The sequence below is a fragment of the Vibrio sp. KUL70 genome (genome assembly GCF_059725515.1).
Map to the genome: position 1 here is coordinate 1,265,224 of NZ_AP045835.1, position 13,499 is coordinate 1,278,722.

Below are 13,499 nucleotides of genomic sequence, written 5' to 3' on the forward strand. Positions count from 1 at the left end.
TATTTGACTATCCTTTCTCAATCCGTAAAGTAAGCACCCGAACACAGCGGGACAACATCCTAACGTGTTGAAATAAAAAGGCGCCTTGGCAGAGTGGCTATGCAGCGGATTGCAAATCCGTGGACCTCGGTTCGACTCCGGGAGGCGCCTCCATTCAAACCTCGAGTTTGAATACTATGCGAGACTAGCTCAGCTGGTGGAGCGCAACCTTGCCAAGGTTGAGGCCACGCCTTAAGCCTTGAAGATAGGGAAGCTCGTGTTTCGCTCAAAATTTTGTAATGTTGATTCACTTCGACATTAAGATGGTGTTTACGAATCGTAACGGCATCGCAATAAAGAATTGCGTGCCCTGGTGGTGGAATTGGTAGACACAAGGGATTTAAAATCCCTCGGCGTTCGCGCTGTGCCGGTTCAAGTCCGGCCCGGGGCACCATCTATTTCTCTTCCAAAGAGACACGTAGTTACCTTAGACTACGACAACCAATTTAAGGCGCCTTGGCAGAGTGGCTATGCAGCGGATTGCAAATCCGTGGACCTCGGTTCGACTCCGGGAGGCGCCTCCATTATTCAATCAAACCAGTCCTAGTGACTGGTTTTTTTGTATCTAAATTTCCATGAGCTTGTTTTGCCTCACTTAAGTTACTGAATCAGTCATTTCTTAGTTTTTTAAATAACGTGTTTCAAAACCTCTCGCTTGTAAGCGTGTGTAATGAAATCGAGCACTATAATAAAACACTGTTCATAATTGTTGGGTTATCAAGAAAAGGAATAGTGAATGTTCAGAAAACTCGTATCAGTATCATTGATTACCATGTTAACCGGTTGTGTGCTTTATCCAACAACACGAGACTACTACAAGCCGATTGTGCAAGCTGGGCAAGCAGAGACAGCAAGTTCTGGGTGTGGTTATCACAAAGCGAAATATGACGCTCTTGAGCAGACCGTCGACGATATCACAGTACGAGTTTATCCTAGCTTGTCCTCAGAAAAGACATTGATAGTGAACTTTGGATTAGAGTCTTCACAGGACAGTGACCATTTGAAGCTAAATACCGTTGTCAGTAATGACGTTCAATTAAATGAGGAATCTGAATCGCTGACTTTAACGTCGAAGTATTTAAATGATGGAGTGTATCGCACTTGGTACTCGTCAAATGCTTTCCAGCTTACTGACCAGCCGAATCAACTGATGATCTCTGTGTCAGACAGCCATGGCAAGACATATCAATTTATGTTTGAGTTTACTACTCATTCAGATATCTACTACGCGTCGATCAACTGTTAAGCAGTGACAACACTTAGAATCGCGTAGGGCAATTATGTATTTACCTCTGATCAAAAAAATCTTTGTTGCGAATGTACTTACTCATTAAGTGATACGAGAAGGGACGAATAACCCAACTGAGCAGTGAGCGCCCAAAGCGAATTAGGGTTGGGGTGTTCTCATAGATTCGACCGTTGTAAAGCCAGAGCATTCTGCCTGCATGCCAATAGACAAGGGGAATGGGTGGCATGAAAGTCACGATGTCTAAATCACAGCAGATGCGATAAGTCTTCTTGTTAAGAGAATAGCGCTGCTTGAATTGCCAGTTGCCAATCGCTGGTTGGCCAAACGTCACGACACGTTTAATGCTCTTTGGGTATTTGTGATTCAGGTAATCAGCGAAAACGCAGCCAATAGCTCCACCGGAAGAGTGGCCGGTGATGGTAACGCGCTTGCCTTTTTCGATCAGTGGCGCGAGTGTAGTGTCTAAACGCTCGAAGACTGAAGCGCCGAGTGTATCGTCGTTTCTACTGGGTTGGCTCTCTTGAAACAAAAGATGATAAAACCCTGCGTGGATTCGGTAGTTGAGTCCAATAGATTTACAGCTTCTTGTCCATAACGCAAAGTTCATCAGCCAATCACTGAGGCTATGAGACCCTTTAAGCACCACAATCACCTCTGTTTCTGCTTCACTCCACAATACTCGGATCATGGTTTTGCCAAATTGATTTTTGATGATTCGTTGTCCGTTTGGGTCAAACCCATAGCGTGTATGTCTAAACACTCTCGGGTAGGCGAGATTGCACAAAACGGCATACCTTTCATATTGGTATCTTTTAAGTGGTTTCAAACTTGATTCCAATTTTCCCTTTGTTTCTTACCTTAGTGAGCAATTGTGAAGTATCCATGAAAACTAATACGAAGAATTTAGCTTTTGGGGGTTTGTGTGCTTATTTTGTTCAACATTAGCTTAAAGCATCAACGAATGAGACAGTAAAGTTTAGGCAGCGGTTGACTCTATTTTTATAGGCGTTATAGTACGTCCCGTTCTCGCACAGAGCGTGTAAGAACACGGCACAATTGTTATAGGGCATGGTTTTATACAAGCTCCCTAAGATAACAATAAAGCTCAAAGGCGCCTTGGCAGAGTGGCTATGCAGCGGATTGCAAATCCGTGGACCTCGGTTCGACTCCGGGAGGCGCCTCCATTTCACTATCACTCAGATTGGTCAGCTATGCTGGCTTTTTTTATATCTAAACTTTGTGCTCCGAGCTGAACAAGTGTGAGATTAGGGTCAGCTTTTTTAATTAAAAGCACCTAAAATTACCTTGTTATCAACAAGCTTGCGAGAGTCCATGAGAAGTACCGACGATTACATCATCTTTTATCACTTAATCGAGCAAGGCTCTTTTAGTGGCGCAGCAAAACAGATGCAGTTGACCAAGTCGGTGGTGAGCAAGCGCATTGCTAAGTTAGAACAAGATCTCGGTGTGCAACTTCTCTATCGAACGACACGCAGTATTAAGCTGAGCGAAGCGGGCCAGTCGTTTTATGAACAAGCAAAACGCGTTTATCAAGCTGTTGCAACAGCAGAAGAATCGATCGTTGGCTTAGGTCAGAGCTTGTCCGGTAGCATCAAGATTACCGTACCGACCATCTCTGGTGAGCTCATTTTACCAGGGGTGATTGCTGAATTTAACGAACGTTACCCAGACATCAACATAGACATGGATCTCGACAATCGCTTTGTCGATATCGTTAACGATCGCTTCGACCTTGCTATTCGAACTGGTGTGCTGCCAGACTCGAGTCTGATTGCTCGTAAACTGGTGGATGCACACTGGGTCGTGTGTGCTTCTCCTAAGTATCTGGCCGTAAATGGCAAGCCAGATTCCCCTCAAGAGTTAGTCAAACACAACTGCTTGGCGTACTCCTACCAAGAGACTGGAGCAAAAGAGTGGGCCTTTAAAGCGGGCGATGAAGTCTACCAAGTCAAAGTTGATGGTAATCTGTGTACCAATAATTCATCGGCATTAAGAAACGTGGCTTTGTTAGGGCAAGGGATCATTTACGTACCTAGAGTCTTGATTCATGAGGATTTAGAGCAGGGGCGTTTAATCCAACTGTTTCAAGGACAAACGGCCAAGTGCTTAGGCATTTATGCGGTTTACCCTTATACGCGTCAGCAACCTGAAAAGGTGAAGCGTTTTATTGAACACCTATACCAAGGGTTCCAAAAGCGCAGCCATCAGTTCTAGGCACTGTTTAAGTCTCTAGCAATACCCCAACGTTTTTGCACTTCACTTGGCGAAACTTTACTTTGCGATATTTCACTTTGCTAAATTGCACGGTCAACTGCATATTTCCTTTGATGTTACATTGTCGCTGAGTAATTGTTCCTCCCATTGATTATCTTCGACTCTGTATATCATGCTTAGTCACTCACTTAGCGACTGGATTATATGCAGTTTCAAGATATGCATTTGCAATAACTGGATGTGTGACGCAGCTGTTAATGTTTGGTTTTGATATTGTTTCCATAAAGAAACAATCTGTTTCTTACTCAAATTTTGAAATTTGTTTTTGTTAAATTGCTGAAAATATTAGCTTTATTGTAAGTAAGCCTAATGTTGGATAGTGTTGGCGAGATCAGCAGCGTAGACGCTGTATAACAGGCTGCTTATAGTGGCTGGGCATAATAATTAGAGATATGGATATGGAACAAAAGCAGCTGATTGATCAATTCAAGGTAATCGTGGGTGACGACAATGTGTTAACCGACGATATCAAAACCAAGTATTACCGTTCGGGCTTTCGCTCTGGTGGTGGCTCTGCACTGGCCGTTGTCTTTCCAAATACCTTGGTAGAACAGTGGAAAGTTATTAAGCAATGTGTCGAAGCTAACTGCATCATCATTATGCAGGCTGCTAAAACCGGTTTAACAGAAGGTTCTGCACCAAGCGGTAACGATTATGACCGCGATGTTGTCGTTATCAATATCACTAAAATGAAACAGATCCACCTTCTTGATGGTGGCAAGCAAGCGGTTTGTCTGCCGGGTGCGAGCTTACACTCCCTCGAAAAAACACTAAAAACGGTTAACCGTGCACCACACTCTGTTATCGGTTCTTCTTCTTTAGGTGCGACAGTGGTTGGGGGTATCGCGAACAACTCAGGTGGCGCGTTAGTGAAGCGTGGCCCTGCCTACACTGAGCTTGCGATATTCGCTCAAGTCGATAAAGACGGCAAACTTCATTTAGTTAACCATTTAGGCATTGATGGTCTTGGCGAGACACCAGAAGAAATCTTGCAAAACATTCAAGACGGTAACTTCGACCCAAGTAAAGTGGTTCATGATGATCGCATGGCGTCTGACAAAGAGTATGACGAGCGCGTAAGAGACGTGACCTCTGATATTCCATCACGATTCAATGCGGATGATCGCCGACTGTTTGAAGCCAGTGGTTGTGCCGGTAAGCTTGGTGTGTTTGCAGTACGTGTTGATAGCTACCCAGTACCTGACAAAGAGCAGGTCTTTTATCTTGGCACAAATGATCCGGCGAAACTCACTCAGCTACGCAAAGACTTTTTGACTCAGTTTGAGAATCTGCCTGAAATGGGCGAGTACATGCACCGTGATATTTTTAATATGGCGGAGAAGTACGGCAAAGATGTATTCCTGTCCATCGACCATCTTGGTACGGACAACTTACCAAAAATGTTTGCTTTAAAAGCCAAGGTTGAAAATACGTTAGAGCGAATCCCGTTTGTTAGTAAACATCTGCCAGATACGATCTTGTACTATGCGAGTAAGTTGTTCCCGCAACATTTACCACAAAGGTTGCTAGATTATCGTGATAAATACGAGCACCACTTGATCCTCAAAATGAGTGATGGCGGTATTGATGAGACTAAGAAATACCTTAAAGAGGTGTGGGCAGCAGAACCAGACCAAGATTACTTTGAGTGTACCGCGGAAGAAGGTAAGAAAGCGTACCTGAATCGTTTTGCAGCAGCAGGAGCGGCGATTCGTTACGAAACCATCCATCGAAATGAAGTAGAGGACATTGTCGCACTCGATATTGCGTTACGACGTAACGACAAGGAGTGGTTAGAAACACTGCCACAAGAGGTGACAGATAACCTTGTGATGCCTCTCTATTACGGTCACTTTATGTGTTTTGTCTTCCACCAAGATTACATCTTCAAAAAGGGAACAGACACAAAACGCATGAAGCGATTGATGTTAGAACACTTGAATAGTCGTGGCGCAAAATACCCAGCGGAACACAACGTAGGACACTTGTACGAAGCGGAAAACTCACTACAGAAGTTCTATCATCAGCTTGATCCAACCAATACCTTTAACCCAGGTATCGGTAAAATGGACAAGTATCGCCGCAATTGTAACTGCTGTGCCTAACGAGCTCTAACCGAAACATAATAAACAAAGCCACTTCAACGAGTGGCTTTGTTTTTTTATAGCGCCTGAGTTCGAGCATTTGGGCGTTTGAGAGTTTGAGTAAGGGTTTGAAGATCGAACTTGCGATGCTAATACTTCAAATACAAATGACTCAAAAGCTAAAGTTGATTGGAAGAGTAAGGCTTAAGCGTGTACCAGTTATGCTCGTCGGAGGTTTAATTAATGGTTGAGCGCGGTAAACAAGGTCGACAGCTTCGTTATCTAACGAAAGGGTACCCGAACTTTTAACCAACACGACGTCAATCACATTACCTTGGCGATCCATTGTAAATTTGATAACCGGCATGCCTTTCTTCTTCATGCGTTTCGCTTTTCTGGGGTAACGCTTTTCTCGCTCAAGATGTGCATGAAGTGCTTGCTGCCAATTAATTTTAGCCGCTTTTCCCGCTTCAGAAAGTTGTCCAACCCGAAGCGCACTCGCTTGCTGCTGGCTATTTTCAGCCATTAAATTAGGTTGAGATTTTGCTGTTTGCACGATTTGTTGTTGGTCTTTGAGAGCATCACTGATTGGACGCGGTTTCTCAATCGGAACGGGCTTCACAATCGCCTTTTGGGGATCGGGGGTGACTTTAGGTTTCATCTTTTTGACAACGGGAGGCTCTGGACGACTTTTAGGTGGTACAGGCGTTTTCGCAATCTGTTTTGGCTCATCGGGTTTAGTTTTCGTCTCTTTTTCCGGCTTGGCCTCTTGGTTTATTGCTGATGAAAGTGCGTTTGCTTTCTCAACCTCAACGAATTTTGGCTGCTCTTTCACAGGTTTTGGTTTGACGATTGGTTGTATCTCCTCAACCGTTGCAGCTTGGATCATCTGCTCTTGAACTATCTCAGGTTGATTTTCGCCTACCTCCGTATCTTCTACTTGCATTTTTGCCATCGCAAGAGGGGCAACAATCGTAACCTTAATGGGTGCCGCTTGCGGAGGCGGAGCAAAATCGTACTCAGGTGTCCAAAGGTAATAAACAAGTGCAGATAAGTGAAGGGCAACACTCAATGCAAAACCGACGACAAACCAAGGTCTACGAGGCTTACGTGATCTGACCCTTAAGGTGGCAAAAATACTCATGCTTATTACCCCTGCGGCGTTTCTAAACCAACGAGCGCAATCTGGCTGTATCCGGCGCGTACAAGTGTGTTCATGACTTTCATGAGTTCGTCATAGGTAATGCTTTTGTCAGCTCTTAGATAAATTCTCTGATTTTGGTCCTCGATAAGTAGCGGAAGATCAAATGGTAGCTGTTCTAACGTTGAAGTCTTATCCTCACCTAATGTCAGATCTAGCCCCTTACCAACGGTAAGGAACAAAGGTTCATCAGGTAAAGGTGTGGCTTCAGCAGAAGATGAAGGTAGATCGACGGGCACATTAACGGTAGCTAATGGTGCAGCTACCATCACAATGATGAGTAGAACGAGCATTACATCAACCAAGGGTGTCACGTTGATATCGTGGTTTTCCACCAGTTCATCGCTGTCTGAAGATGTTTGAAATCCCATATCACACCACCTGCTGTAATTGTGATGGCGTCTCTTCATTGGTATCGCGGTCACAATCTCGGCTAACAAGTACCATGGTCGCAACAGACACGTCTGTTAGGAGTGCTTTGTAGTGTCCAATACGTCGAGAAAAATAGTTATACATCATCACCGCAGGAATAGCGGCAACCAAACCGATCGCTGTTGCGAGTAGTGCTTCAGCTATACCAGGGGCCACAACGACAAGCGTCGTACTTTTGGCTTTCGCGATGCCGATAAACGCATTCATAATTCCCCAAACTGTACCAAATAGGCCGACGAATGGGCTAACTGAACCTATGGTTGCCAAAATGCCCGTCAGTGACGTCATGTCTTGGGTTAACTCCGCTTGAACTCGCTCAAGTCTTAATTGAACGCGTTCTTTAATGCCGTTATGAGTCGCAGGGCCTTGACCAGACATATAGATTTCGTGCTGTGCAGCGGTCACCACGGAGACTTCTTGCCCTGTTTGTAGCGTAAGAGCGGACTCCGCATGCTGAAGAGTGTCTGCGGTCACTAAGGTTGCTAATAGTTGCTTAGTTCTTTTCGTAGCAAGAACGAGCTGTATCTGCTTAGTAATGAAGACTGCCCAGCTCAAAATGGAAGCGACTAATAAAGCGATCATAACCGACTTAACTACCCAATCTGCAGCATGGTACATTCCCATTGGCGAAAGATCGTGGGTGATCAATGGATTTGAAGGTGGGGCAATCTGTTGGTTTGAGACCACAGTATCGGAGATAGGTTGAATCGACGTATCACTCAAAGAATAATGGGAAAACGTCAGCATTAAAAACACTGACGCGATACGAAAAAAAAGCGTTGTCATTAGGTATCACTCACTAGGGATTGAATTAGGCTGGTGGAATAAATTTCCACGTTGTCGCTACCTATACCGAATGAAATTAAAAAAACCGTAAAGAAATTTTAATTATTTTAAAAACGCCTAGTGAACTTGATAGTGATCTCATTTTGCTGGTAGGTGTAGAGCCAATCAACATTGCTTTTTATTCTTTTATGATTCCAAACCAATGAAGGGGTAACACCGAATAACTTGATATCTTTTAGCGAAGCAGAGAGCGCGTAATTTTGCTCTTTATCTCTACGTGTTTCGCTCAGAATGCTATTGAAGCCTTGGTAGTCACGATGTCTAAACGATCCAAAAAGTGTCAGATCAACCCAAGGAATCACATCTGAATTCAAGCCAATTTTACCGCCATAAAGCTCGTAAGCATGGACTTGTTCTTTATTCTGTTTACCTGTCCAGTCTATGCCACCGAATAACAATAAGTCATGATTAAATTGGTACCAATAAGTAAGATATGAAGCCAGTTGCCAGTCTGTTTGATAGCTGAGCACATTTGGGATGTAGTCTTGATAGTCGGCTTTGAACTCGAATTTAAGGGCACTGTTTTGGCTGGTTGTTCTAAGCCAGTCTAACTTGGCTCCTGAGCTGAAATAAACAGAGCTATTCGCGTAACGACTTAGTTCAAAAGAGGGGCCGATTGATACTTTGTTGAGGCGATCATGAAAACTGTATCCGAAGCCGATTCGAGAAGTATGTTCATTGTAATCACTGTTGTTCCCGTAGTTGGTGCCATAAGTTAGGCCTTGTAAATGAATACCGTGGTGTCGAGACAAAGAGAAACGTTTATTGATACTCGCCTCAAAATCGATCCCATGTGCTTTTTCTTTTTTAGGCGTGACACGATCAAAGAGACACTGACCTGTGTTGGATGTCACTAGGCAGGTATAGGATTCAGAAGAGCTGTTTAAGTTATCATTAAAAGAACCGCCAATCGCCACAGACCCGTTCCAGCTGTCGCGAGCAATAAGCGCTTGGGTAAAGCTGTCGATGGTTCGAATCACACCAGCAGCTCTCGGATTTTGTGAGGGTATTTTTGATTTGATTTGATTGAACAGATTGAGCGCATCTCGGTTTTGGTTACTTTCAAACAAGACTCGTGCTAGCTCTAACTGCGCGGGCATAAAATTGGGTTGTAAGGCTAATGCGTCTTCGAATGCGAGTTGGGCGTGTTCCAGATCACCTTTAGCTCGAGAGATTGCGCCGTCAGCGTATTTCAGTAACAGTGGGTCAGGCTGTTCAAACTGTCGATAGATTTCCAGTAACTGGCTAGCTTGCACCCATTGACGATAACGAACAGCAAGATGAAGAGCTTTCGCGACTTGATTCACATCGTTTGTGTCGATCTGGTTTCCAGTTTGGGCTGGTTTTTGGGAGTTAGCTTCGCGCTGGTTCTCTTCTTCAAGTATTGCTTGTTCTTTGTTTTGAGCCGACAGGGCGTCTCGTTGTTCAATACGAAACTGCGTATCCGTGTCTTGAGACCAAGAAAGAGGTGAAGAAAAAACGCAAGACAATAGTAGGCAACGTATAAGTGGAGTGGTGTTGGAGTTCATGTGGTGCTCATTAAAAAGAAGCAGCCGAAGCTGCTTCTTAGCCATTGAAGGTGATTACTCTTTTGCACCGCCGAATGCAGTATCAAGATCAGAGTTGCCAGCAAAAGTCGCAATACCAGCAAGTGTTGCTGCATCTGCGCCAAAGAAGTGACCTTGAGAAATACCTTGAGTTGTCACACCTGCTTGGTTAGCTGTTGCCGTACCATTGAACGAAGCGCTTGCTGCATCAATCGTGCTATCCACATTGATAGATAGAGACGCATTAGCAATGTCGCCTGTTAGTGTTTGTTGAGCGAAATCAGCAGTAAACGTACCTGAAAGTTTGTTGCTACCGCTAAAGTGGTTAATACCAGTAATGTTATACGTCGCGCTACCTGAAGTAGGCACAGTGGTACCAGTATTGTCGCCTACATAGTAAACAGTACGGTTGTTATACGTTTCATCTTGGTCTCCCTCATACCACTCACCAAACCATACGTCTTGGTTAGCCGCTTGCGCAAAGTTGTAAAATGATGAACTAAAGTGCTTACTGCCAGAAGTATGTACATTATTTCGCTCTTTACTACTGAAGATATTACCTGCTAGTCCATCGAAATCGACGCGCTTGCCTGTTGAGCTGCCAATGCCAGCTTTACCTTTCGAGTGAAACAGTGGGACGTAAACTTCAGATTCACCAACCTGGCGTAGAGAGTCGTCGCTAATCGCACCGTCAAAACCTGCTTGAACAAGTGGGCTAAGGCCAATCATTGCAGCCGCGATCCATGAGAGTTGAACTGGTTTCATTTTGATTCCTTTTAAATTGAGTATGATAAGTAAAAAAGCAAACCCAACACCCGGTGCGCGCGACAGATGTCGTGCTTGCTTTCAACTATTACACCGTTTAAGAAAGAGAAAACCGTAATAGCGAATCGAATTTTTTATAAAATTTTATCGGCTAGTGAAATCGTAGTAACCGCCAACACGCTCTATCAGCGTAAAGTCATTTGGCCCATTTAAACTCCAAGCAAAACCGAACAGAACTCGAGTGGTTTGGCCATGTGTTGGAGGAGATAGCAAAGTCAGGGTTTCACGGGTACCTGCAGGAATCACATAAACATCAGATTCGGCGATCTCACCGAAAGGGGTTCTTATGATGGGTTGTACGATGCCTTTGAGCTCGGATGCAGACGTCACGGTAAGAGTGATGTCTTTTTCGACGGCCTCAAACGTATAGGACCCTAAAGTGTAATACTCAGGCACTTGTCCAGTATCATTGGTTAGATCTATGCTCTTATCTTCTTTGAATGGTAGAAGTAGCGGGTCGGTTTCGTCTCTCAGAAAGACTTTTGCGTGTGGGCCATTTAACGAAGCAACGCGCACGTATGTAGGTCTGCCAGGTAAATCAGTGAACTCCCCGTCACTTACTTCGACACTGACAGCAAATTGCCCGCTCACATCGGCCACAAAGCTTGTGGTTTCAGCACTAGGGTCAGCGATAGTAGCGTTGCTCCCTTGCGGTTTTGACACAAAATACCAATTAAAGGTGAGGGGGTCGCCGTCCGGGTCATAACTTTCACTGGCAGTGAAAGAAACCGTCATACCTTCAATGGCCAACATGGCTTGGGTATTATTAGCAGTTGGAGGTCGGTTTTGATGGTTTTCAGTAAAGGTGACAGTCGTGGTTGCCTTGGTCGATAATAGGCCATCGGTGACGGTTAATTCCACCACATAGTCACCCGCCACATCAGCGGTTAAGTCGGGGTATTTGCCCTCATATTTGCTGAGGTTAGGCTGACTCCCGTCTGGCTGGTTGATAATTTTCCATTGACGGTACAGTTCATCGCCGTCAGCATCCGTGGATGTGTCAAACAGCTTAACGGATTGAGACAGGGAAGCGCTGTATGTTGGGGTAAGAGAGACCACCGGTGGCGAGTTGTCTTGGTCGGGTTTAGCTACTATTTTTACTTGATTTGGGCGACTGTTGACTTGGCCATCGTTGACCACCAACGAGAGATAATACGTACCGATTTGATCCGCAACGAAAGTCGGTTTGATGGCCTCTAAACTGGAAAGTTGTGCTTCGCTTCCTGCGGGTTTTTCTGAGAATGACCACGAATAAGAGATGAGGTCGTTGTCATAATCAACACTACGCGTGCCGTCTAAGTGGACGACTTGATTAACTTTAACTTGTTGATTGATACCAGCGATAGCGATCGGAGTTTGATTATTCGGATCGCTTGTCGGCGATGAATCAGAAGCGCTTCCATTACACGCCGTAATGAAAGCGAAAGAGAGAATTATTGGAAACTTGTAAGTATAGCCATGCATTGCAATACACCGTCGAGATTAGAATGTTAAGTCATCGTTTTTTGCCTTTCCTTGCTATACCGTTTAAGAAAGAGAAAACCGTAATCAAAAAATAAAAAAAGCGCGAATGTTCGCGCTTTTCGTAGTTTTAGTTTGGAAGATACGGTTTTTAGCTTGGAAAGGTTGTGCTCTTGGTTTGGAAAATAGTGAACTTAGTTCGCCTCAGCACTTAAGTCGTAAGCAACGCCCATGTAGTTTGAGAAATCACTATCAAGGATGAACGAATATACAACGTTGGTTCGCGTGCCAGTCGTCGGTTTTGCCCACATTTTCACGTAAGCCACATCCCCTGCATGTAGGACTTGGTTTAGTTCTATCCCTGTCATTTTCGGTGCATAATCTTCACCTCTGAAGTCCATCTCAGTAATTTCACTAATGGTGTAGTCCTTACCAACCGCCTCTAAAGTATAAGTACCCACTAGAACGTATTCGGGTGCATCACCTGTGATGGCTTTATCTAGGATAATCGGCGTCGGTGTGTAAGGTAGGGCATGTACTGTTTTTTCATCTCCAAAGGTAAAGATGATTTCGCTGCTGCCTGCGGCACTCGCGCTCAAACGAACCATATCGGCTTCGCTGGTGAATTCACCGTCATTTACAGTCAGCGAGAAGAGGTAATCACCCACTTGGTCGGGTGTGAAATCAGGTTTCGCGACTGTAGAGTCTGACAGCTCAGCTGTACTGTTTTCCGGTTTAGAAAGTAGTTTCCACGTGTACGTAATCGCATCTTCATTGCCGTCGTAGCTGCCGCTGCCATCTAAGGTTGCTGTTTCTCTCATCTCTAAAGACTTTACGCCACCCGCATTAGCGACTGGAGCAACGTTTTCTGCTGAATAAGACACAGTCACTTCTTGGCTAACGCTTTCGTAACCGTCGCTTACTGTTAATTTCAGTTTGTAGTCACCGGCTGTATTAGAAAGTAGTACTGCTGTTGATGTTGCGCTGCCCGTGAGTTTCATTGTCGCATTATCCGGCGTTGATAAAAGCGCCCATTGATAAGTTAAAACATCGCCATCAAGGTCGACGGCGTTAGACGGAATTTCGATAGATTTGGTTATAGCAACATTTGGTGGTGTTGCAATATCGATGATTGGCGCCACGTTTTGTGATGCGTCAGTGACTTCAATAGTTTGTTTTGTGGTACTTGAAGTGCCAGATACGGCACTTTCTAGTTCAAATGTGTAATCACCAACAACATCTGGAGTGAAATAAGGTGAAATGGCCTTGCTTGCGTTAAGTGCAACGTTACTGCCATCAGGTTTGCTTGTGAGCTTCCATTCGAAAGTCATGTTTTCGTTGTAGGTATCTAAACCTTGGGTTGCATCTAAACGTACACGCTTGCCTAATTTGGCATAAGATTTTTCTACAGTTGCGTTATTTGAAGAGTTTGAACTGCTGTCGCTGCTCCCACTACCGCATGCGATAAGCGCTGGCATAGCGGCAGCAAGTAAGGTCCATTTTAGTTTTGAAGTCATCGG

The 13,499-nt window shown here is 44.5% G+C and carries 11 protein-coding genes and 5 tRNA genes; 8 read left to right on the forward strand and 8 right to left on the reverse strand.

Annotated features, from left to right (window positions below; translation table 11 throughout):
• Positions 1-79: 79 nt before the first annotated feature.
• The 5 genes from AC6I7V_RS19575 (at position 80) to AC6I7V_RS19595 (ending at position 1,285) form a co-directional block, all read left to right on the forward strand.
• Positions 80-153 (forward strand) — tRNA-Cys (locus tag AC6I7V_RS19575).
• A 25-nt stretch (positions 154-178) separates the two neighbouring features.
• Positions 179-266 (forward strand) — tRNA-Gly (locus tag AC6I7V_RS19580).
• Between the two features lie 80 nt (positions 267-346).
• Positions 347-433 (forward strand) — tRNA-Leu (locus AC6I7V_RS19585).
• 56 nt (positions 434-489) lie between these two features.
• Positions 490-563, forward strand: a tRNA-Cys gene (locus tag AC6I7V_RS19590).
• 212 nt (positions 564-775) lie between these two features.
• The gene (locus tag AC6I7V_RS19595) at positions 776-1,285 is read left to right on the forward strand and encodes a hypothetical protein (RefSeq protein WP_498011967.1); all 510 of its coding nucleotides are present in this window, start codon (positions 776-778) and stop codon (positions 1,283-1,285) included.
• A 40-nt stretch (positions 1,286-1,325) separates the two neighbouring features.
• Here AC6I7V_RS19595 and AC6I7V_RS19600 read toward each other — a convergent pair whose 3' ends face one another.
• Positions 1,326-2,114, reverse strand: coding sequence for a lipase family protein (locus AC6I7V_RS19600; RefSeq protein ID WP_255231900.1), 789 nt, complete (start codon positions 2,112-2,114; stop codon positions 1,326-1,328).
• A gap of 284 nt (positions 2,115-2,398) precedes the next feature.
• Here AC6I7V_RS19600 and AC6I7V_RS19605 point away from each other — a divergent pair.
• The 3 genes from AC6I7V_RS19605 to dld all read left to right on the forward strand — a co-directional run bounded on the left by AC6I7V_RS19605 (position 2,399) and on the right by dld (position 5,688).
• Positions 2,399-2,472: transfer RNA gene (locus tag AC6I7V_RS19605), tRNA-Cys, on the forward strand.
• A gap of 148 nt (positions 2,473-2,620) precedes the next feature.
• On the forward strand, positions 2,621-3,523 hold the full coding sequence (locus AC6I7V_RS19610) for a LysR family transcriptional regulator (RefSeq protein ID WP_261883642.1): 903 nt from the start codon (positions 2,621-2,623) through the stop codon (positions 3,521-3,523).
• A 458-nt stretch (positions 3,524-3,981) separates the two neighbouring features.
• A complete protein-coding gene (gene dld, locus AC6I7V_RS19615; RefSeq protein ID WP_498011968.1) occupies positions 3,982-5,688 on the forward strand; it encodes a D-lactate dehydrogenase in 1,707 nt (568 codons plus the stop codon).
• 151 nt (positions 5,689-5,839) lie between these two features.
• Here dld and AC6I7V_RS19620 read toward each other — a convergent pair whose 3' ends face one another.
• The 7 genes from AC6I7V_RS19620 to AC6I7V_RS19650 all read right to left on the reverse strand — a co-directional run bounded on the left by AC6I7V_RS19620 (position 5,840) and on the right by AC6I7V_RS19650 (position 13,496).
• Positions 5,840-6,811 (reverse strand): energy transducer TonB family protein, encoded by a 972-nt coding sequence (locus AC6I7V_RS19620; protein ID WP_498011969.1) that lies wholly within the window; start codon positions 6,809-6,811, stop codon positions 5,840-5,842.
• A gap of 5 nt (positions 6,812-6,816) precedes the next feature.
• Positions 6,817-7,239 (reverse strand): biopolymer transporter ExbD, encoded by a 423-nt coding sequence (locus AC6I7V_RS19625; RefSeq protein ID WP_498011970.1) that lies wholly within the window; start codon positions 7,237-7,239, stop codon positions 6,817-6,819.
• A gap of 1 nt (position 7,240) precedes the next feature.
• Positions 7,241-8,086, reverse strand: coding sequence for a tonB-system energizer ExbB (gene exbB, locus AC6I7V_RS19630; protein WP_498011971.1), 846 nt, complete (start codon positions 8,084-8,086; stop codon positions 7,241-7,243).
• Between the two features lie 107 nt (positions 8,087-8,193).
• On the reverse strand, positions 8,194-9,675 hold the full coding sequence (locus AC6I7V_RS19635; RefSeq protein ID WP_498011972.1) for a surface lipoprotein assembly modifier: 1,482 nt from the start codon (positions 9,673-9,675) through the stop codon (positions 8,194-8,196).
• Positions 9,676-9,729: 54 nt separating this feature from the next.
• Positions 9,730-10,458 carry a Slam-dependent surface lipoprotein gene (locus AC6I7V_RS19640; RefSeq protein ID WP_498011973.1) on the reverse strand — a complete coding sequence of 243 codons (729 nt, stop codon included), beginning with the start codon at positions 10,456-10,458 and terminating at the stop codon, positions 9,730-9,732.
• A gap of 144 nt (positions 10,459-10,602) precedes the next feature.
• On the reverse strand, positions 10,603-11,982 hold the full coding sequence (locus tag AC6I7V_RS19645; protein ID WP_498011974.1) for a PKD domain-containing protein: 1,380 nt from the start codon (positions 11,980-11,982) through the stop codon (positions 10,603-10,605).
• A 191-nt stretch (positions 11,983-12,173) separates the two neighbouring features.
• Positions 12,174-13,496, reverse strand: coding sequence for a PKD domain-containing protein (locus tag AC6I7V_RS19650; protein ID WP_498011975.1), 1,323 nt, complete (start codon positions 13,494-13,496; stop codon positions 12,174-12,176).
• Positions 13,497-13,499: the final 3 nt, after the last annotated feature.